The sequence below is a fragment of the Lyticum sinuosum genome, assembly GCF_034471385.1.
GTDB lineage: Bacteria > Pseudomonadota > Alphaproteobacteria > Rickettsiales > Midichloriaceae > Lyticum > Lyticum sinuosum.
The window spans coordinates 154,882-177,188 of the sequence record NZ_JARGYU010000003.1 but is presented as its reverse complement, the minus strand read 5'-3'; the positions used below and the strand labels follow the sequence as shown (position 1 = coordinate 177,188).

Below are 22,307 nucleotides of genomic sequence, written 5' to 3'. Positions count from 1 at the left end.
AGCTTGATTGATTATTAAATACACTTCTTAACTCCCTTCTATTCAGTGATGTTGATAATAGTGTATTAGGTTGAGGCATACCAGATGCAAAAAATAACAATTTTTTAGTAACATTCTCTTTTGATAACTCTTCAAGGTGTTCTGGCATATTATTAATCGTAATACCATTATCAGCTAAATTGATTAACCTTACTTTTCTGATAGCTAATTCAGTTAAATCTGGCTCTTTATTCGCTAATTTAGAAATGGATGGTTCTTCACTAGCAAGAGTACTAAGTGGATTCTTATTACTAGCTAAAGTAGTAAGATTAGTAGTAGTAGCAGGAGTAGCTAAAGCGGTAAGGTTAGTAGTCGTAGTAGCATTAGCTAAAGTGAGTAAATTATCTTTAACAGCAGTAGGAGCCAAAGCAACGAGATTAGCTTTATTATTGGATAAATCAGTAAGATTAGTAGTAGTAGCAGGTGCAGCTAGAGTAGTAAGATTAGTAGTAGTAGCAGGTGCAGCTAGAGTAGTAAGATTGGCAGTAGTAGCAGGAGTAGCTAAAGCGGTAAGGTTAGTAGTCGTAGTAGCATTAGCTAAAGTAGTAAGATTAGTAGTAGTAGCAGGTACAGCTAGAGTAGTAAGATTAGTGGTCGTAGTATTATTAGCTAAAGTGAGTAAATTATCTTTAACAGTAGTAGGAGCCAAAGCAACGAGATTATCTTTGTTACTAGCTAAAGTAGTAAGATTAGTGGTAGTAGCAGGAGTAGCTAAAGCGGTAAGGTTAGTAGTCGTAGTATTATTAGCTAAAGTGAGTAAATTATCTTTAACAGCAGTAGGAGCCAAAGCAACGAGATTATCTTTGTTACTAGCTAAAGTAGTAAGATTAGTGGTAGTAGCAGGTACAGCTAGAGTAGTAAGATTGGCAGTAGTAGCAGGTGCAGCTAGAGTAGTAAGATTAGTAGTAGTAGCAGGTACAGCTAGAGTAGTAAGATTAGTAGTAGTAGCAGGAGTAGCTAAAGTAGTAAGATTAGCAGTAGTAGTAGCATTAGCTAAAGTGAGTAAATTATCTTTAACAACAGTAGGAGCCAAAGCAACGAGATTATCTTTATTACTAGCTAAAGTAGTAAGATTGGCAGTAGTAGCAGGTGCAGCTAGAGTAGTAAGATTGGTAGTAGTAGCAGGTACAGCTAGAGTAGTAAGATTGGCAGTAGTAGCAGGAGTAGCTAAAGTAGTAAGATTAGTGGTAGTAGCAGGTACAGCTAAAGTAGTAAGATTAGTGGTAGTAGCAGGTACAGCTAGAGTAGTAAGATTAGTATTGGTAGTAGCATCAGCCAACTTAAGTAAATTATCTTTAACAGTATTATCAGCCAAAGCAACGAGATTATCTTTGTTACTAGCTAAAGTAGTAAGATTAGTAGTAGTAGCAGGAGTAGCTAAAGCGGTAAGGTTAGTAGTCGTAGTATTATTAGCTAAAGTGAGTAAATTATCTTTAACAGCAGTAGGAGCCAAAGCAACGAGATTATCTTTGTTACTAGCTAAAGTAGTAAGATTAGTGGTAGTAGCAGGTACAGCTAAAGTAGTAAGATTAGTGGTAGTAGCAGGTACAGCTAGAGTAGTAAGATTAGTAGTAGTAGCAGGAGTAGCTAAAGCAGTAAGGTTAGTAGTCGTAGTATTATTAGCTAAAGTGAGTAAATTATCTTTAACAGCAGTAGGAGCCAAAGCAACGAGATTATCTTTGTTATTGGATAAATCAGTAAGATTGGCAGTAGTAGCAGGTACAGCTAGAGTAGTAAGATTAGTGGTAGTAGCAGGTACAGCTAGAGTAGTAAGATTGGCAGTATTTGTGTTATTAGATAAAGTAACAAGGTTAGCTGATATATCTTTAACAGCATCTTTTTCTACAAGTGCTTTTAATCTTGTGAATTCAGATGGAGTTAAATTTACTGGAACAAGATCTACTTGAATAGTACTAAGATTATTCGAAGTACTACCATCACTATAAACATAATTGGAAATAACAGATCCTTGATCTTCCGAAACTAAAAGATAGTTCTGATCAACAGGATGACCATAATTACCATTAATAGATCCAAAACCTATTCGATAAGTTCCATCCGTATCTACTGAAATAACTTGTTTAGTCCATGGAATAATTGCATGTCTATCCATTATAATAGTCCCATATTGATATCCAGGTCTTTCAGCATCTAATTTTTTAGCATCAGATATGTATGCATTACCCCTTGCAAGCATTCTAAAATCAACATTTCCATCTTTTTTACTTATAGTATAAAAACCAGTACTTAAATCACCAAAATTACTATCCACCATAGGTACAAAAGTCCAATAAAAACTATAAAGATTTCCTGCTTTTAATTGAAAATCTTTACTTATATATTGATATAAAGAATGATAACTAGGACTTGTATTACTTATATCACTATAAGGATAATAATTATCTGATGGATCTAAAAGTAATATATCTTTAATTTTTTTATTTAGCTGTCCATTTAATTTTCCTGATGGACTGAGGCCTATTGCATTATCAATATCATAATAACTATTACTATTATTATATGGGTCTACTCCAGTATTTTGTACCCCAAAATAATATTCATTATCTTTTGGTTTAAATTGTGATACATAGTTTGGATGTCCATTATCATCAGTTTGTCTTATATTCAGTGTTTTATTGGATAAAATTGCTCCATAAGACTTATAATTTTCAGTTACACCATTATTTCCAGTGTCAAATCCAGTCATAGAACTCCATCCTTGAGCACTTATATCAGCAGAAGTTAAATCAGTCCCAGGAGTAGTTTCAGTTATTGTAAAAAGTTTTGTCTCAGCATATATTACTGTTGGTATTGTTAATACTGTTGAAATAGATAATGAAGATAATAGAATAATGAAGTTTTTTTTGTGTTTTATATAAGATACAGAAAATATATTCATACAATTTTTATATATAAAAAGAAATTTTATTTAAAATAGAATAAGTTAAATAAATCAAAAAATTAGTTATAATTATGATATTAATCGAGATAAACTATAAATATTTTTTCCGATAAAAAATGCCATACTAATTCTGAAAATGCCATATTAACTCTGAATATAATATTATTTCGATTCGAAAGAACTAATACATTAATTTTATGTTAAGTCTATAGTTAAATATTAAAATTATGTAAAATTCTTTAAATAAACTTAATAGTTGTATTAATTTGATATAATTAATTTTTGTCTTGGATTATCTTTATTTTATGATCAAAAAACTGAAAAATCTATATAATAGAGAACATATTTTGAATTTTTACTTAATTATAAAACAATTAAGATACAAATTTTATTAATTGAGTATATAAATTTATATTTATAAAAATTAATAACATCTTCTAACTAACTAAAAATTAATTTCTAGTTATTGTTGTTTTTAAATACTTAAAATGTTAAAATTTTCTATATATGAATTAATCTAATACTTCTTTATGACAAGAATTGCTCTTTTAATATTATTAAGTACATTAATAGAGACTAATATAATGGCTGCAGATGAGTTTATTTATAAAGATAATGAAATCTTTCAAAAAAGTGTTGAGGAAAATATTAACGATAATGAAAGAGCATTTAATGATGTCTATCAAGAAGAAGTAATAAGATCTGATAATGATTTTAATCAAAGAAAAGACTTAATTAAAACAGAAAGATTTAATAATAAATAATTTACCATTATTTATAGTATTTTTTTATACTATACATATTTTTATTTAATTAAAATCTATATCAATCTATAGCTTCTTATATTACATGTTGTATATAATGATTCATATTATTATATTATTTCAATAAATATTTATTTCATTAATAAGTTTTCATTTGATTAATAATTATTTTTGCTATTAATAATAGCATTTATATAAATAAATATTATAGATTTTTATACATGTATAAGTATTTTATGCTTATTATTTCTTTTGTTACAATAATTATATTTTATCAAGAAAAAGATTTGTTTGCTAATAATAGCAATAATCCTGAAGATAATCTTCAAGCTAATCAAGAATTATTCAATCAAGTTATTTATCATATAAAAAGTAATTACTATACTAAAGTTAATGATGATATTTTATTTCAAGGTGCAATAAAAGGAATGATATCATCTCTAGATTCTTATTCTACATATCTTTCTCCAAAAGAATACTCAGAGATGAAAAAAACAACAGATGGTCAATTTAGTGGAATTGGTGTTGATATTATGCCTCCAGATATAAATGGATTAATTAAAATTATATCTCCTTATGAAGGTGGTCCATCATTTAAAGCAGGAATAAAATCTGGAGATATTATTCTCGCTATAGATGATGTTGAAGTAGGGGATATGGATTTTTTTAGTGTTATAGAGAGTTTACGTGGAAATATAGGGACAAAAGTAAAAATTAGAATATTAAGAGATTTTAGTAAAATTATAGAATTTACAATTGTTCGAGAATTAATAAAAATAATTCCTGTTCAAATAAAAATACTTCCAAATAGTAAAACAGTATATATTAAGATACGTGTTTTTAATAATTTAACTCAAAAAATAATAAATAAAGAATATGCAAAAATTTTACAAACAAAAGAGTTTATTCCTGATAGTATAATTTTAGATTTACGTTATAATCCAGGTGGGCTTCTTGAACAAGCTATTAATGTTTCAGAATTATTTTTAGCTAAAAATAAAAAAATTGTATCAATTTATGGAATTAATAATCAAAATATACAAGAATATAAAACTTTAGATAGTAAAGATATAACAAATGATCTTCCTATTATTGTTTTAATTAATGGAGGTACGGCTTCTGCTGCTGAAATTGTTGCAGCAGCTATACGAGATAATAATAGAGGTATTTTAGTTGGAGAAACCAGTTTTGGAAAGGCATCAGTACAAACTATTATTCCTCTTGCTAATGGTGCCGCAATTAAACTTAGTACAGCTACTTACCATACTCCAAATGGACAATTAATTCATGGAAAAGGAATAAATCCAGACATTTATATTGATTCACAAGGAAAAATACTTAGTAGTGATTTTAAATATAATTATCTTGATAGTAATAATGGAAAAGAAATAGAAAAAGATAATACAAATATATCAACTGATACTAAAAACGACTTTAAAACAATAGTATTAGATTCTCAATTAAATCGTGCTTTTGAAATATTAAAAATTATGATTTTTTATAAAAAAAATAATTGTTATGATCAATAATATTTTCACAATTAATAATTATTCAAAGTATTGATTTGATTTTTTATATGTTCTAAAAATTCATTTTTTGTATAATTGAAATCTAATATTTCATTTTCAAATTTTAAAGTTATTATTCCAGAGCTTAAATTTCCATTTTTTGGCCAAAATTTGCCAGAATTAACAGAAACTGGGATTAAATTTTTTACAATTTTATAAACTAAATATACACCAGGCATACAATTAATAGATTTACCATATTCAACACGTGTACCTTCAGGAAATATAACAATATCTCTTTTATTTTTTATTACTAAGTCAATTCTTTGAGAGAGTTTTCTTATTGAATATATTTTATCTTTCCTATTTAGACCAATCATTCTCATTTTTTTTAAATACCATCCGTAAAATGGTATATTAACAAGCTCTTGTTTTAAAATAAAACATGGTTTTTCTAAAATATATAAAAAAAATACTGTTTCCCAAGTAGATTGATGCTTAATTGCAAATATTCTTGAAGAATCATTATTTTTAATTTTAGGATAATTTATTACTATATAGCTAATATTACATAGCTTTTTTAAAAGAAGAAGAGTAACTTTTGCCCAAGTTTTTCCTATTATCCATATCAATTGATAGCCAAGATTCCCAGGAATAAGAAGAAGAGGTGATCCAGATATAGATATAATAGCAGTCCAAATAATAAATATTATACGAAATAGTATTGATCTAAAATTAGATAAATTCTTATATTTTTCTATTTTATAAAATGACATTTTATTAATTAATTATTTTTGTTGTTTTAATAAATATAATAAGAGATAAGTTACAATATAGAGATAAATTTTTATTAACTAATAATCAATACAAAATGATATTAGTTATTATTAATAATATATAAATTAATATAATAATTAAATTTTAATATTATTTTGATTAAACTATAGTATTTTTAATATTTTAAATGTATTTTTCATAAAAATTTACATTTATATAAGTAAGATTTTTTTTTAATAAATAAAAATAAGACAATATAATAATAAGTTAAATCCATTACAATCTACAGATGTAATTAATAAATGTATTTTTTTGTTTTATAAATATTTGGATCATATTTGCAACTATATTTGCATTTATATTATTATGATTTGCATTTTATATTAAAATTCTGTTGCCAGAGATATGTAAAGTACGATAGAATAAATATTGTTGATTAAGTATATCATTTAAAAAAAATTTTTGATAAATGATCTGCTATAGTCAAAATAATTTGGCATATATTATTTTATTTTATAAACAAAATATGGAATTTTTAAGAATTCGTAACTTATTATTATCTGTTTGTGCTGGAACACTTTTGACTGCATGTTCTTGTGGTAATCGTATTTCTACTGATAACACTTCATCAGGAATAACATCAGGTGTTTCAGATCTAGATGATGTTCCTGCTGGTCTTGTAGGTATTAATGATCAAATGCGTAAGACTGCTGGAGATAGAATCTTTTTTAAACTTAATAAGTCAAATATAACAGCTGAAGCTCAGTCTGTTCTTAATAAACAAGTTGAATTTATAAAGCAAAATCAAAATCTTCAATTTGTCATTGAAGGACATTGTGATGAAAGAGGTACAAGAGAATATAACATGGCTCTTGGAGAAAGAAGAGCAAATGCAGTTAAAAACTATCTTATAAGTAAAGGAATTGATTCTAGCAGATTGAGTGTTGTTAGCTTTGGTAAAGAAAAACCAGCTGATGAAGGTCATAATGAAGAAGCTTGGGAACATAATCGTAGAAGTGTAACTATAATAGTATCTGCAAGATAATGATAAATAAAACATATGCCATTATTGGATAAACCAAAGGCGTATGTTAAAATCATAGGTTATTGCAATAGGTTAATGTTTATCATAGAATAAATTATATAGAATTTTATGATATAAATTTTATTAAAGATTGCCATTTATTATGGTAGAAAATAGTAAAATAGTTTTAAACTTTGGTCCACAACATCCTGCAGCTCATGGAGTTTTAAGATTAATTCTGAGTATGGATGGTGAAATAATATCTAGTATAGATCCTCATATTGGTCTTCTTCATAGAGGAACAGAAAAATTAATTGAGAATAAAACATATCTCCAAGCTCTTCCTTATTTTGATCGCTTTGATTATGTTTCTCCAATGGCGCAAGAACATTGTTTTTCTCTAGCAATTGAAAAAGTCTTAGGATGTAAAATACCAGATCGTGCACAATATATAAGAGTTTTATTTTGCGAAATAACACGTCTTTTAAATCATATGTTGAATGTTACAACAAATGCAATGGATGTTGGTGCTATGACGCCATTACTATGGATGTTTGAAGAAAGAGAACATCTTATGAGTTTTTATGAACGTGTAAGTGGCGCTAGACTACATTCTGTCTATATTCGTCCAGGAGGAGTTGCATCAGATATTGATGATGAATTTATTGAAGATCTATCAATTTATATCAATTCTTTACCACAAAAAATATCAGATGTTGAATCACTTCTTAACGATAATATAATATTTAAACAGAGAATGATTGGTGTAGGTGTGATTTCTTCAGAACAAGCATTATCTTATGGATTTAGTGGACCAGTATTGAGAGCATCTGGTGTTGCATGGGATTTAAGACGTTGTCAACCTTATGAAATTTATGATAAATTAGATTTCATGATACCAGTGGGAAAAAATGGGGATTGTTATGATCGATATTTAGTTAGAATAATGGAAATGTATGAATCAATAAAAATAATAAATCAATGTTTAAAGATGATTCCTAAAGGACCTATAAAAACTGATGATCATAGACTGGTTCCACCAGATAAAAAAGATATCGAAAATTCAATGGAAGCTCTTATTAATCATTTTAAACTTTATACAGAAGGATTTAGATTACCTCAAGCGGAAACTTATACTGCTGTTGAATCACCAAAAGGAGAATTTGGAATTTTTTTAATATCAGATGGTAGCAATAAACCATATCGCTGTCATATTAGAGGACCTGGATTTGCTCATTTGCAAGGAATAGAATCACTTTCTATTGGTAATATGCTTGCAGATTTACCAGCAAATATTGGTAGTTTAGATATAGTATTGGGCGAAATTGATAGATAAAAATATATCATTATTAAATCTTAATAATTTCAAGATTTATGTACTTAGTGGTATAATTTCTTTGTGATAAATACATAAAATGATAATATAAATATTTTATAAATGGCATTAATTAATGATAATAAAATCAATATAAATTTAAATTTATGTAATAAAAATAAAATTTTTACAGAAAATAATAATGAAATTTTAATAAAATATCAAGAAACATCTTCAATAAATAGTAAATATGATGTAGCAGAAAATGCATTCTCATTTTCAGAAGAAAACCTGAAAGAAGTTTCTAAAATCTTATCTAAATATCCTTTAGAATATAAAAGAAGTGCTATTATGCCATTGTTGCATTTAGCACAAAAACAGAATAATGGATGGATTTCATACCCTATAGTGGAATATATATCTAATATTGTTGGTATTCCAGCAATTAAAATATTAGAGATAGTAAATTTTTATACAATGTATAATATACGTCCTACGGGTGAATATTTATTACAAGTATGTCGTACAATGCCATGCTGGTTATGTGGCGCAGAAGAAATTCTTAAAGCTTGTAAAGATATATTAGGAATTGAAATAGGTATGAATACTCCTGATGGTGTATTTTCATTAAGAGAAGTAGAATGTCTTGGTATATGTATAAAGAGCCCAGTTCTGCAAGTTAATTATGATAATTATGAAAATCTTGATTATCAAAAAACTGTAAATTTATTATTGTTTTTATACAAAAATATATAAAAAAATATTTTATTAATTTTTACTACATAATAGTTGATCATTCTACTATCTAAAAATTAATCTAACAAGGAATTGTTTTATAATTTTATATTTGGTAATCTTCTGTAGAAGAATTTTGAATATAAAAAATTTTTACAATTTTATTAATGATTGTTTTTAATTATAGTCTAATTATACAATATAATGATTACAACTAATTTTATCAACTTAAAATTAGCTATTATAACTATATTAATTGCTATTTTGTATCAAATAGGATTAAATTTTAATAATAGTTATGCTGTTTTTACAGAATACAAAAATATACATAATGATATTGATAATAAAATTATTAAAGAAGCAAAATCTGATTTAAATAACATATATGATAATTATAACTTATCGTCTATTAATATTAATAAAGTTATAATTAATTGCAAAAAAGATTCAGATATTGCTATTTTTACTCGTTCAAACAAGATATGGATTGTTCTTAATATTGGATATGAAGATATTATATCATATACTTTATATAAAGATTTAAATATAAATAAAAATCTTAAATTTCGTTTAGGCGATATAAATAAAACGGAAATTGTTACATATCCTTCCAGTTATACAAAATCAACTTCTGTTTTTATTATTCCAATAATATCTTCTCAAGATGGTATTCCATCCATTTTTGCCAAAAAAGATGGAAATAAATGGCATATTAGCATTTCTGCAAAGCCAAATATTTTTATGATGAATTATTCTGTCAAAGATATTAATTATCAGTTAAATAATAAAAAAATTATTATCAAAACAGATCAAAAATTTGCCAAGGAAATATCATTTATTGATCCAATGGTCGGAGATCTAATAACAGTTATTCCAAGCTCTGAAAGCAATATTATGACTATGGTAGATAGATCTTTTATTGATTTTGATATAATATCAAGCAATTCTGGATTGGTAATTAAAAATAAATCTGACGATTTATATATTCATAATAATCAAGATTATATATCAATTGAAAATAAAGATAAAACAAAATCTTTAAATTTAGATTGTGATGAAATTATAAATACATCTTTTTCTTCTCTTATTGAAGAACAAAAAAATAGCTTAAGTATTCTAAATTTAAAATCTTTAGAAGAAAATGGTAATAAAAATTTTTCTTCTAATATTATAAATATAGATTATAAAATACCATATTTATCATCATATGATAAAACACGTTTTATGATTGATTTAGCAAAATATTATCTCAAAAATCAATGGTTTGATGAGAGTATTGCAATGATGAATTTTGCAGTCAATAATACACCTTCATTACAAAGAGATTATAAATTATTCATTATGTACTTTTTAGCATTTAGTGCTATGGGTAAATCTATTGAAGATGTTGATATAAATAAAATAGATATAAATATAATACCTGAAAATAAAAGGGAAGAGGTAATATTCTTAAAAAAAATAATGAAATATATGTCACCATATTATGATTTTATAGATAAATCTTTATATAAAAGTGATAATATTTATCAACCTATTAATAATGAAAGTAATATTTTTAATGATATAAAATTTTTTAATTCAATATATAAAAATAGGGAAAACAATTTTTTAAGGGAATACCCAGATTATTGGAAGATAAAATTTTCTTTTACATTAATAAGAATGGCAATAAATGTTTCTTCTATATATTTAGCTAAAGATATTTTAGCAAGTACTAATACGCTTATTAATTCATCTAGAGATTCTGATAAAATCAATTTTTATAATGGAAAAATAGAAGAAATTCGTCAAAATTACGAGACATCACTTAATATGTATAATAAATGTTCTTTAAGTACTGATGATTTAGTAAAACAAGAATGTCTTTATGCAAAAAATAGTTTACTCTATAAAATAGACAATATATCTTCGTCAGAATATATTAAAGAAATTTCTAATATAACAACTGATTGGCATGGAGATATATTTGAAGCTATTATACTTTATAATTTAGCAGATGAATATAAAAAGAATGATAAGTTAGGATATGCTATAAAAACTTGGCAAAGAATCATTAAAAACGGATCAAATTTAGATTTATCAACATTATCTCATAGAAATATAATATATAGTTTTATAAATTTTTATGATAAAAACTATCAAAATAAAAAAAAGATCTCATCATTTAAAAGAATAGCTTTTTATAATGAATTCAATCAATATTTACCAATAGGTCAAAAAGGCGATGAGATTATGATCAGTATTATTGATGATTTTATAGAACTAGGATTATGGAAGAATGCTGCTTCTATAATACAATATCAAATTTTATATCGTCTTTCTTATTACGAAAAAGAAAAATATATTTATAAATTGTCTCAAATTTATATGGATAATGGGCTTTATAAAAAAGCATATGAAATTTTAAATAGTTATGGATTAGGATGGAAAAATTTTTCTGGTAAATTATCAGATATGCAGAAATATATGTCAGCAAAAGCTTTAGTAAAAATGGGTAAATATAATGAAGTCGAAAAAATGTTGGAGAAAGATTATAGTAATGAAGCAGATGATATTCTATCTGATATGTATTGGTCTACTTATAAATGGAATAAATTTTTAGATAGAGCTGAGCCATCTCTTTATTTATGGCGTAATAACAATTACACAGTAATAGGATATGATAATGTTTTTAATAGAGATATGATAATAAAACAGCCTAAATTTTTTTCTCAGAAGAACTTAGAAAAAATTCTAAAATTGTCAACTGTGTATAGCTTAATAGGTAATAAAAGACTTTATAATGATATGTATATTACAGTTCGTGATAGAGTTCCTATGGATACAGAACATGGTAAATTTATAGCATTACAACTTGATTTCTTACATGAAGGAATGAGAATAGATAATAATATTGAATATGATTATTATACTTCTAGAGAAATAATAAATAATCTAAAAAACTTAATAAAAGAAGAATTCACTGACCAGAAATAACTAGGAATATAATTTTTTATTAATAAGATGTACAAAATGTACGATAAAAATATAAAAACTATAGCTTTAATTTTATCATGTGGGTCTGGTTCTAGATATGCAAAATCATTACCTAATTTTTTTATATTACAAAATATAAAAAAGATTCCAACAAAACAATATGAAATAATATGTGATAAGTTTAATAAAACAGTTTTAGAAATAACAATAGAATCATTTTTACTGAATAAACTAATTGATAATGTTGTAGTTTGTATAGATAAAAATCACTATTCTAACTATTATGAAATAGAGCAAAGAATCAAAATAATTCAAAATGCCTCAAAATTAATTTCTCCACTTTGTTTAAATTCTACTGATAATCGACAAGAGACTGTGCGTTTATCTTTAAATTATTTAATGAAAATATTTGATGGAAATTCGAAAATATTAATACATGATGGTGTGCGCCCACTTGTCTCGCAAAATATTATAAGTTCAGTAGTAAAGAGCCTTGACCATTATAGAGCAGTAGATCTAGGAATCAATCTAAATGATAGTTTAAGAGAAAAAATTAAAAAGAATAATAATACTATAAAATTAAAAAGAAATAATTCAGAATTTAAATCTTTTCAGAAAAATAAATATAATTTAGTAAACAGAGATAATTACTATCTTGTTCAAACCCCGCAAGGATTTTATCTTGAAGATATATGTAATCTTCATAATATTTATAAAGATTATGCTGTTACTGATGATATATCATTTTGTGATTTATCAAATATAAATTATACTTTTGTAAGAGGTGAAAGTTCAAATATTAAAATTACATCATATAATGATTTATTATTTGTAAAAACATTATTGAAAAATCAAAATCAATTAAAAAATCAAGAAAAATATAAAGAAAATAATAAATTTTATTCAGACAAAAAAAATACACAGGAAGATTTCGTTGATTTACATTTTGAATATAGAATTGGTTATGGATTTGATATTCATTCTTTCATAAAAAATAGTATAACTATAAATAATTTAGAAGAAAAAATTATAGAGAATAATAGTATAATTATCGGTGGATGTAAAATTCCATCTACTTATAAAATCAGATCTCATTCTGATGGTGATCTTGTATTTCATGCTATTACTGATGCTATTTTAGGAACAGTTTCTGGTGGTAGTATTGGAACAATTTTTCCTAATACTGATAAAAGATTCGAATCTGCTAGTTCTGCAGAATTTGTTAAATATGCGTATAATTTATTAAATTCTTTTCATGGAAAAATAGTAAATATTGACGTATGTGTTATTGCAGAAGAACCTCAAATTATGCCATATGCATATCAAATAAAAAAGAATATTGCTTCCTTATTAGATATTGAAATGAATAGAATCAATATTAAAGCTACAACTTCTGAAAAAATAGGATTTATTGGAAGAACCGAAGGAATTGCAGCACAAGTTGTTTGTCTATCTAAAATTCCTATAAAACAATAGAATAATCACGAATTTATTGAAATAATGGTAAAAATTATTGCTCAGTGGTTTGGGCTTGGAAGAATAAAATATGCTCCTGGTACTTTCGGTTCACTTGGAGCTTTACCAATATGTTATATATTAATACTATTTCCTTATTTTATATCTCAAATATTTGAATATGAATATTGGAAAATGTTCTGGATAATTTTTATTGTAATAGAATTAAAATTACTGATTCTTGGATATTATTCAATAGGTAAGTTTACCGTAATAGTTGGAGTTAAAGATCATAAATCCATAGTCATAGATGAAGTAATAGGTCAAGTTATTTCTTTTGCAATATTATTTTTTCTAACAATATCAAGATTTCCATCTCAATATCAAGATTTTATATCATTACCAGTATTTTTTTATATTTTTTTTATATCATTCTTTTTTTTTCGTATATTTGACATTTTTAAACCATTTGGTATTAGATGGCTTGATAAAAATATAGATGGAACAACGGGAGTTATAATCGATGATATAGCAGCAGGTATAATAGCTGGAATAATTTCTTCTATTTTATATAGATATTTTATTTTAAATTCTTAATCAGTAATAGTGTTGATATTATATCTACTTCAAAATATGATAAATACTAGAAGTAGTATATAATTGTGAATATTTATTATGGATGAATTACTACATATTCAAGATAGATTTTATCGTATGAGCAATATTGCTTCATTTATTGCTGATGTGTTAAAAAAAAATAATGTTAAGATAGCAATAGCAGAACTATGTACAGGTGGATTAATATCGGCTATGATAAATCAGATTCCAAAATCATCGGAAATTTTAGAGAGAACAATTATTACATGTTCAGATCAAACTATAATAAAGCTATTAGAAATTGATAAGTCTATAATTCAAAAAAATACTTTAATCAGTCGAGAAGCAACAATTGCTATTGCTAGAGGAATAGCAAAGAGTGCAAAAGTAGATATCGCTCTTGCTGTTGTAGGAGAGTTAAATGATTATAGTAAAATATATTTAGATCAAGAAGCTTTTATAGCTCTATTCTTCAAAGGGGAAGTGCACTGTTTAAAATATTATTTTTTTGGTAGTAGGATAGAAATAATTTTTTCTATTACAGAAAAATCTTTAGAATATGTACTAGGAATTATAAGTGAACATTTTAATATCATTAATTAAATTAACTAGAAAATGTAATAATTTATAATAGTAATAAATAATCTTATTATTTTTTTATATTTTAAACCCAAAGTAGTATACTTACTTATGGTTGATAAATTTTTACAACTTTAGTAAAATTTTTATAAATTTATAACGTATTTTTTTATTATTGCTTGATTTTAAAAACCTATAGTGTTATAAGGAATTGGATTTTATTAATTATCTAAATAATTTTATAATATAAATAATGTTAATTTTTGGGTGTTTATTAATAAATTCAACAAACAATAATAAAAATAATAATTGTAAAAGATATAAATTGAAATTAAATAACAAATTTTCTAATTAATTACATTAGTTTTAATTTTTAGATGATGATTGATAAAAAAATTACTGCAAACAAAAAATATGTAATTTGTAATTGGAAGATGAATGGTAGTGTTCTTCTTTGCGAAGAGTACTGCAGAATGATAGAGAACTTAGTTTCTTGTAATGACAAGAATAGAATAATGCCACTTGAAATAATTGTACTTCCACCTAATCCATATATAAATATTTTTTCTAGATTATTAGATAATTTAGGGGATATTAATATGCAAAATGATATAATTAGTGTAAGAGTTGGAGCACAATCGATTTCGTCTGTAGATTTTGATTTTGGCTCATATACTGGAGAAGTGAGCTCTAAAATGTTACATGATATTGGATGTTCCTATATTCTTATCAATCATTACGAATCTAAAAAAATTAATCCCACTTGCAATTCTATAAAAAATATACAAATAAAACTAAAAAATTCTTGGAAAAATTGTTTAATTCCTATTGTTTGTATTGGGCATACAATAGAAGAGCATGATTCTATAAACTCTGTTCAAGAAAAAGTTTTTAATGAAATAAATGAAATTTTTTCTAATTTTGATTTTTTAATAAATGAAAGTAGAAAAAATGATCATATAAATGATAAGACTTTTTCTAAAATAGAGTTTTTATTAGCTTATGAGCCATCTTTTACAATTGGCTCTGATAAATTACAAGAGATAGATAAGGTTGATGTTATTTGTTCAATAATAAAAGATATTGTTAGTAACAATATAGAAAGCAATATACAAAAATATAAATTTAATATAAATATGCTTGGTTTGATTTATGGTGGATCAATTGACCAGTTCAATATAAAATACATTTGCAATAGTTCTAAAATTGATGGTTTCCTTATAGGTAGAAAGAGTTTAGATATAGAGTCTCTTACTAATATATGTTATAATGTCTTGAATAGATTAAGTTAAAAATATTTTATTTACAAATTTATTTAATAAAATTTAATATTTTTTTATATAATGTCAATTTTTATATTTATTTTCTATTTTAGTTAACTAATATCAATAATTTTTTACAATATATTTTTATTATGATAATATTATTATTAATAAATTATCATAAGATAGTATAAAAATGTTTATTAATAAATTTTGTTTTAAATATAAATAGAAATATTCCTATGACCAATAAAGATAAAATAAAAACATCATCACAAGATGCTTTGCAAATTCCACATCCAGTTGATATTTTCGTTGGATCTAAATTAAGATACTTACGTAGATGTTTAGGTATGAGTCAAGATATCTTAGCTAAATTAGTTGGACTAACTTTCCAACAAATCCAAAAATATGAAAAAGGACTTAATAGAATAAGTTGTAGTAAATTATATGAGTTCGCAAAAATATTAGGTGTAAGTATACAAGATTTTTTTGATGGATTTTTAGAAAATAGTGAAGATATTCAAGATACACAATATTATCTTGCAGATAGTAGTCAAAATCCTGTATATGATTATGGGCCAAAAACTGTATCACATCAATTTGCTAAAATTCCACAGAAAAAATATAATTTACAAGATAATTCTCATATATCAAAAACAATGCAAGGTAATAATAATTTAAATCAGTCTTTTAGTAATTATGAGAATGATAATAGTGTTTTAGATATGGGCTCAATAGATGATATTAATTCATCAGAATCATATAGTGATAAATCTAAATTTGATAGGCTTATAGATAGTATAGTGACTAATCCAGCAGATAGAGCTGCTGCTGTAAAAAGATTACAGGAAGCGCTGGATTCTATAAAAAGCCTTACTGACGAAGGAATAGAAGAAGAAAATAAAGAATTTTAATTGATAAGAAAAAATTATAGCCCATCATAGTGTATACTATTAATATAAAATAAAAATAGTGTATCTGAGAATAACCTGTTCTTATAGGGCAAAGCAAAAATGGTAAAACAAATTTAACTGAATTTATTGGGGTTACAGCTTTAGCTATAGCCCTTGTATTCAATCCAATATGCTTTGAAGATGATGAAGAGAACGCATTTTATATAAATGCTATATTACACTACAGAAAACACAAACATAAACAAAAGAACAAGTATAAAAAACAAAAATACTGTTGTAGAAAAAAACCTATAAAAACTATAAATAGTATTATAATTTTAATTATTAATATTGCTTTTATTTTTATTATAAAGAGATAAAGTTATTACTTATCTTTTAGCATTAAAAATTATAGGAAAAACTTAATATAAATATCTTTATTATTAAAAATAATAGGAAAAACTTATAAAAACTACAGAAAAACCAATAAAAATAATAGGAAAAACTTATAAAAACTACAGAAAAACCAATAATAGTATTTTATACTATAATGTAAAATTTTTTATAATTTTAACTAAAGTTGATAAGATAACAATTATAATTTTAATTATTAATATTGCTTTTATATTTATTATAAAGAGATAAAGTTATTACTTATCTTATTTTTAATTAAGTAGACTTGAAGAACGAAAAATAACAAACCGTTTATCAAGTCAACACACGTTTATGAATGCTACAAAATCCGAAAAACACCTCACTAAAAAGTCACATTCATATAAAACGTGCGTACTCCATTGTATTACGCAGTGAGTTCTTTGTCAAGATATTATTAATATAAAAGTCTATTTTGAGGAATTTTTTTATATAAATTTATAAACAATCTTCTTCAATATCTATTAATTTTTTAAAATTATTATTAATAGAATTTTTTATTGTTTTTATATTATAAATATCTTCCATAGTATCTTCATTTACTGTATCTTCGTCTTTCACTACTTCTTTTTCATAAAATATTATAGGATCTTTTAAACCATTTACAACATCAGAATCTATAAAAACTTTAGATACTTGGTAATTACCAGGTAAATCATACATTACATTTAGTAATAATTTTTCCATAACAGATCTTAAAGCTCTAGCTCCAGATTTTTTATTAACAGCTTTTCTTGCTATAGATTTTATTCCATCAAAAGAAATTTCTAAAATAATATCATCCATGTCAAATAAGCGAACATATTCTTTTAATATTGAATTTTTTGGCTCAGTAATAATTCTTGTTAATGATTCTTCATCTAATTCTTGCAATGTGGTAATAACAGGGAGTCTACCAATAAATTCTGGAATAAATCCAAATCTAATAAGATCTTCTGTTTCAACATCTACAATATCAATCTTCTTTTTATTTTGAATAAGTGTCTCAGCGCCAAATCCTAATTTAACAGATTTTTTTCTATTTTTTATAACATGTTCCAGACCTTCAAAAGCACCACCACAAATAAATAATACATTTGATGTATCAAATTGTACCATATCTTGATTATTAATCTTACGAGTTCCATAAGGATTAACTGTTAACTGTGTTCCTTCAATTATTTTTAAAAGTGCTTGTTGTACTCCTTCACCTGAAATATCTCTAGACATAGATGGAGATAAACTTTTTTTTGTTATTTTATCTATTTCATCTATATAAACTATGCCTCTCTGAGCTCTATTAACATCAAAATCAGCTCTTTGAAGCAGACGAACTATTATGCTTTCGACATCATCACCAACATATCCAGTTTCAGTAAGAGAACTAGCATCAATACTGACTAATACAACACCTAATTTTTCAGCAATAGTTTTTGCAATAAGTGTTTTTCCTGATCCAGTTGGTCCTATCATCAATATATTTGATTTTACGATCTCAATTTCAGAGTTAACATTTTCATTGTTAAATATTCTTTTATAATGATTATAAACAGCAACAGCTATTGTCTTTTTTGCTTCATATTGCCCAATTATGTAATCATCAAGAAATTTTACAACTTCTCGTGGTTTGGGAAGATTACTCATATTAATTTCAATAGAAGTTGTGGCAGGTTTATGAGTATCTTCATGGATATTTAAAATTTTACCACATAACAGTACGCATTCATTACAAATAAATGCATTTTCACCAGCAATTAATTTAAGTACATTTTCTTTATTTTTTTGACAAAAAGAACATTTTATATTGTCAGATTTTTCTGTACTATCGAATGTATTATTCATTATTTACATTATTTAATATAAATTATTTATTTATTTTTTTATTGAGATTGTTTTAGTTTATCATTATTAATTAGCTGATTTTTTTCCATAATATGATCTATTATACCAAATTTTTGTGCTTCAGTCGCTGACATAAAATTATCTCTATCTACAGATTTTTCAATTATTTTTAATGTTTTTCCAGTATGTTTAGCATATAAATTATTCATGATATTTTTTACTTTAATTATTTCATTTGCATGAATTACAATATCACTAGCTTGTCCTTTAAAACCACCAAGAGGTTGATGAATCATTATTCTAGAATGTGGTAAGCAATATCTTTTACCTTTTTGACCCGCCATTAAGAGAACAGATCCCATAGAACATGCTTGCCCTATACATACAGTTACGATTTCTGATTTTATATATTGCATTGTATCGTAAATTGCCATTCCTGATGTAATTACACCACCTGGAGAATTTATATACATGTGAATATCTCTCTCTGGATCATCAGATTCTAAAAAAAGAAGTTGAGCAACAATTAATGAAGACGTTGTATCTTCTATTGGGCCATCAACAAAGATTATTCTTTCCTTCAAAAGACGTGAATAAATGTCAAAAGCTCTTTCTCCACGATGAGATTGTTCTATAACAGTTGGAATTAAAGGCATAATTTAGAAATTTGTTTATATATATTTATGTATTTTATTACTATATTAGAGATATCTGATAGCGTAATTAATTGAGCTATCACATAGTAATTTATTTATTTTAACAATAAAATAATATCATAAACTATGTAAACAATTTTGTTTATAAAACTATAATTAATTAATATTATTTCATCAATAATTATTAATAGCTGCTAATGTCAGAGTAACATAGTAATTAAATAAAATAGATATAAATTAATAACTAGCTAAAAATTTGTTGCAAAAAAATCAAAATTTGTTCATTATAGAATAGTATTATTTGTATATTTAAATTTATTATTAAATTAATTATTTTTAATAAGTACATAATATAAAACGGTAAATAAAATTAATTTAACTATTTATAATGTCGAAAGAAGAACTATTAGAATTTAAAGGTGTGATTATAGAATCATTACCAAAATCAAATTTTCGTGTTAAGTTAGAAAATAATCTTGAAGTTATAGCTTATATATCAGGAAAAATGAGAAAAAATAGAATTAGAATATTAGTTGGTGATGATGTTACTATTAAGATGACACCATATGATATTACAAAAGGAAGAATAGTACATCGTTTTAAATCAGGGCAAAACAATGATGTAATTGAAAATGTAGATTCTTAAAATCTCTTTGTCATTTTTAATAAAAGCATATAGTACAATTTGTTGTATTGATTAGAAAAACTATTTTTCTATCATAAAAATATGTAAAAATAATAAATGTAAATAAAACAATACTTAAATATAAATTATTATAGTATTTTTGTAATTATTGATTGTAATTTTCATATATTTCCATAAAATTTATAGATCCTTCTCTAATTAAAGTAATATTATTATTTTCAGTAATTTTTATAATAGTTGAAGAAATTCCTATAGGTTTATATTTAATATCACATAAAAATACATTGTAATTTAAACTAATTTCTTCAAAAAACTTTAAAAATTCATCTTTGTCAATTATATTGTTTTTCCCTGAAAAATTACAACTTGTTCCTATAACTGGAAGATTAATTTCAGAAATAGCTGAAATTAAATATTCACAATCTGGAATTCTAAATCCAGCATTTTTCATAAAAGATAAATTATTATTTTGTTGTATTGGTAAAATAATAGTTAATTTTCCAGGCCAATATATATTAATAATTTTATTTACTTTAGTATTTATTTCACCACAATAATATTCAAGCATTGTTTTATCTGAAATAAATATAGGAAACATTTTATTAAAAGAACGTTTTTTTATCCTATAGATAATATCTAATAAATCTTTTCGTTCTGCTAAACATGTTATACCATATAATGTATCCGTAGGAATTAAAACTATACCTCCTTTAGACCAAACATCTGGTATATCAGCAATTGTTATAATTTGCATAAATAAAGAAGAATTAATAAAAGAAGAATTATTATAATTAATTATAAGATTAACTAATTCAATAGCCAGCTTCAACTATTTCATAATTATCAGAATCAGCAAAAATTTTATGTAAAAGATGTATTGTGCTGCTGTGGCCACTTTTATGGCAGACTACATCTGCAACTAATCTATACCCTGATAGATATAAATCTCCTATACAGTCAAGAATCTTATGACGAACAAATTCATTTTTAAATCTTAGATTTCCATTACTTATTAAACCTTTCTCATTAATTAAAATTACATTTTCAGTATTAGCTCCTAATGCTAATCCTAATTCCCAGAGTTTTTGAGCATCTTTAATAAATCCAAAAGTTCTAGCCTTTCCTATTGTTTTTTCAAAATTACAAGATATTTGATGATGAGAATCATAATAGTATTCATAATTTTTATGATCAACATTATTATTTAAAAAAAAATTATTTTCTCCGTATTTTTCGATATAAATATGTTTTTGTTTGCCAATATTAGGAAATTCAATAAAAAAATCAATTAATAATCCATATTTATAAGAATTATTATTTTCTATATTACTTTTATATAAATTATTATAAATTATGTTATAATATTCTTTTGAAAGAAATGGTGATATTTTTATACTAGAATCTTTATTTTCAAATATTATTTCTTTTTTTATAATTAGATATTTACGTTTTTGTGTCTGTTTTTTTAATCCAGTTTTATTTATTGCATCGATAAATAAACTGGCACTTCCATCTAATGCTGGTATTTCGACAGAATCAACTAATATTATCATATTATCAATTCCGCATCCCCATAATGAGGACATAAGATGTTCTATAGTATTTATTTCTGTATTAGCATTACCTATTTTTGATGACATATTTGCGCATACAATATTTTTATATATTGCTGGTAAATAGGTTATTCTACTTTGGTTATTTAATTTATTCATAGAATCAATATAAAGAAATAATATACCAAAATTTTCTGCAGCTGGAAAAAATGTAATATTGCATTCTTTACCATTATGTAATCCTATTCCATTTAATGAAACGCTTTTTTCAATCGTGAATTGAAAATGACTATAATTATATATTTTTTTTGACATTTATACAAAAAACTTAATTATGAAATCTTTAAAACAAAGCATAATATCAAATATA

General features: G+C 24.5%; 17 protein-coding genes and 1 pseudogene. 12 read left to right on the top strand and 6 right to left on the bottom strand.

Annotated elements, in window-relative coordinates:
- Window positions 1–2,938 (bottom strand): hypothetical protein (locus Lyticum_RS04020; RefSeq protein ID WP_322499045.1); only part of this gene is annotated, 2,938 nt, incomplete at its 3' end.
- Window positions 2,939–3,471: 533 nt separating this feature from the next.
- Here Lyticum_RS04020 and Lyticum_RS04015 point away from each other — a divergent pair.
- Window positions 3,472–3,705 (top strand): hypothetical protein, encoded by a 234-nt coding sequence (locus tag Lyticum_RS04015; RefSeq protein ID WP_322499044.1) that lies wholly within the window; start codon window positions 3,472–3,474, stop codon window positions 3,703–3,705.
- 236 nt (window positions 3,706–3,941) lie between these two features.
- The gene (locus Lyticum_RS04010; protein ID WP_322499043.1) at window positions 3,942–5,234 is read left to right on the top strand and encodes a S41 family peptidase; all 1,293 of its coding nucleotides are present in this window, start codon (window positions 3,942–3,944) and stop codon (window positions 5,232–5,234) included.
- An 11-nt stretch (window positions 5,235–5,245) separates the two neighbouring features.
- Here the strand turns inward: Lyticum_RS04010 and Lyticum_RS04005 are convergent, their stop codons facing one another.
- Window positions 5,246–5,989: a lysophospholipid acyltransferase family protein gene (locus tag Lyticum_RS04005; RefSeq protein WP_322499042.1), complete on the bottom strand. Its 744-nt coding sequence runs from the start codon at window positions 5,987–5,989 to the stop codon at window positions 5,246–5,248.
- A gap of 470 nt (window positions 5,990–6,459) precedes the next feature.
- On the opposite strand from Lyticum_RS04005, the gene pal reads away from it, so the two are divergent.
- The 9 genes from pal to Lyticum_RS03960 all read left to right on the top strand — a co-directional run bounded on the left by pal (window position 6,460) and on the right by Lyticum_RS03960 (window position 16,850).
- Window positions 6,460–7,035: a peptidoglycan-associated lipoprotein Pal gene (gene pal, locus Lyticum_RS04000; RefSeq protein WP_322499041.1), complete on the top strand. Its 576-nt coding sequence runs from the start codon at window positions 6,460–6,462 to the stop codon at window positions 7,033–7,035.
- A gap of 142 nt (window positions 7,036–7,177) precedes the next feature.
- Window positions 7,178–8,350: an NADH-quinone oxidoreductase subunit D gene (locus Lyticum_RS03995; RefSeq protein ID WP_322499040.1), complete on the top strand. Its 1,173-nt coding sequence runs from the start codon at window positions 7,178–7,180 to the stop codon at window positions 8,348–8,350.
- A 102-nt stretch (window positions 8,351–8,452) separates the two neighbouring features.
- Window positions 8,453–9,085, top strand: a complete 633-nt coding sequence (gene nuoE / locus Lyticum_RS03990) for an NADH-quinone oxidoreductase subunit NuoE (protein WP_322499039.1) — start codon at window positions 8,453–8,455, stop codon at window positions 9,083–9,085.
- 183 nt (window positions 9,086–9,268) lie between these two features.
- On the top strand, window positions 9,269–12,040 hold the full coding sequence (locus Lyticum_RS03985; protein ID WP_322499038.1) for a CDC27 family protein: 2,772 nt from the start codon (window positions 9,269–9,271) through the stop codon (window positions 12,038–12,040).
- Window positions 12,041–12,076: 36 nt separating this feature from the next.
- Complete coding sequence (gene ispF / locus Lyticum_RS03980; RefSeq protein ID WP_322499037.1) at window positions 12,077–13,516, top strand: 2-C-methyl-D-erythritol 2,4-cyclodiphosphate synthase; 1,440 nt, start codon at window positions 12,077–12,079, stop codon at window positions 13,514–13,516.
- A 24-nt stretch (window positions 13,517–13,540) separates the two neighbouring features.
- Complete coding sequence (locus tag Lyticum_RS03975; RefSeq protein ID WP_322499036.1) at window positions 13,541–14,092, top strand: phosphatidylglycerophosphatase A; 552 nt, start codon at window positions 13,541–13,543, stop codon at window positions 14,090–14,092.
- A gap of 78 nt (window positions 14,093–14,170) precedes the next feature.
- Window positions 14,171–14,695 carry a CinA family protein gene (locus tag Lyticum_RS03970; RefSeq protein ID WP_322499035.1) on the top strand — a complete coding sequence of 175 codons (525 nt, stop codon included), beginning with the start codon at window positions 14,171–14,173 and terminating at the stop codon, window positions 14,693–14,695.
- A gap of 356 nt (window positions 14,696–15,051) precedes the next feature.
- Entirely contained in the window at window positions 15,052–15,963 is a 912-nt protein-coding gene (locus tag Lyticum_RS03965; RefSeq protein WP_322499034.1) for a triose-phosphate isomerase, read from the top strand.
- A 212-nt stretch (window positions 15,964–16,175) separates the two neighbouring features.
- Window positions 16,176–16,850 (top strand): helix-turn-helix domain-containing protein, encoded by a 675-nt coding sequence (locus Lyticum_RS03960; protein ID WP_322499033.1) that lies wholly within the window; start codon window positions 16,176–16,178, stop codon window positions 16,848–16,850.
- Window positions 16,851–17,777: 927 nt separating this feature from the next.
- Here the strand turns inward: Lyticum_RS03960 and clpX are convergent.
- Together clpX and clpP are read right to left on the bottom strand one after the other, a co-directional pair.
- Window positions 17,778–19,082: pseudogene (gene clpX / locus Lyticum_RS03955) on the bottom strand (ATP-dependent Clp protease ATP-binding subunit ClpX); the annotation flags it as partial.
- 38 nt (window positions 19,083–19,120) lie between these two features.
- Window positions 19,121–19,738 carry an ATP-dependent Clp endopeptidase proteolytic subunit ClpP gene (clpP, locus tag Lyticum_RS03950; RefSeq protein WP_322499032.1) on the bottom strand — a complete coding sequence of 206 codons (618 nt, stop codon included), beginning with the start codon at window positions 19,736–19,738 and terminating at the stop codon, window positions 19,121–19,123.
- A 388-nt stretch (window positions 19,739–20,126) separates the two neighbouring features.
- Here clpP and infA point away from each other — a divergent pair, with 388 nt between their 5' ends.
- On the top strand, window positions 20,127–20,384 hold the full coding sequence (gene infA, locus Lyticum_RS03945) for a translation initiation factor IF-1 (protein ID WP_322499031.1): 258 nt from the start codon (window positions 20,127–20,129) through the stop codon (window positions 20,382–20,384).
- A 145-nt stretch (window positions 20,385–20,529) separates the two neighbouring features.
- Here the strand turns inward: infA and Lyticum_RS03940 are convergent, their stop codons facing one another.
- Both Lyticum_RS03940 and Lyticum_RS03935 read right to left on the bottom strand, forming a co-directional pair.
- Window positions 20,530–21,138, bottom strand: coding sequence for an L-threonylcarbamoyladenylate synthase (locus Lyticum_RS03940; RefSeq protein WP_322499030.1), 609 nt, complete (start codon window positions 21,136–21,138; stop codon window positions 20,530–20,532).
- A 58-nt stretch (window positions 21,139–21,196) separates the two neighbouring features.
- Window positions 21,197–22,252, bottom strand: a complete 1,056-nt coding sequence (locus Lyticum_RS03935) for a UDP-3-O-acyl-N-acetylglucosamine deacetylase (protein ID WP_322499029.1) — start codon at window positions 22,250–22,252, stop codon at window positions 21,197–21,199.
- Window positions 22,253–22,307: the final 55 nt, after the last annotated feature.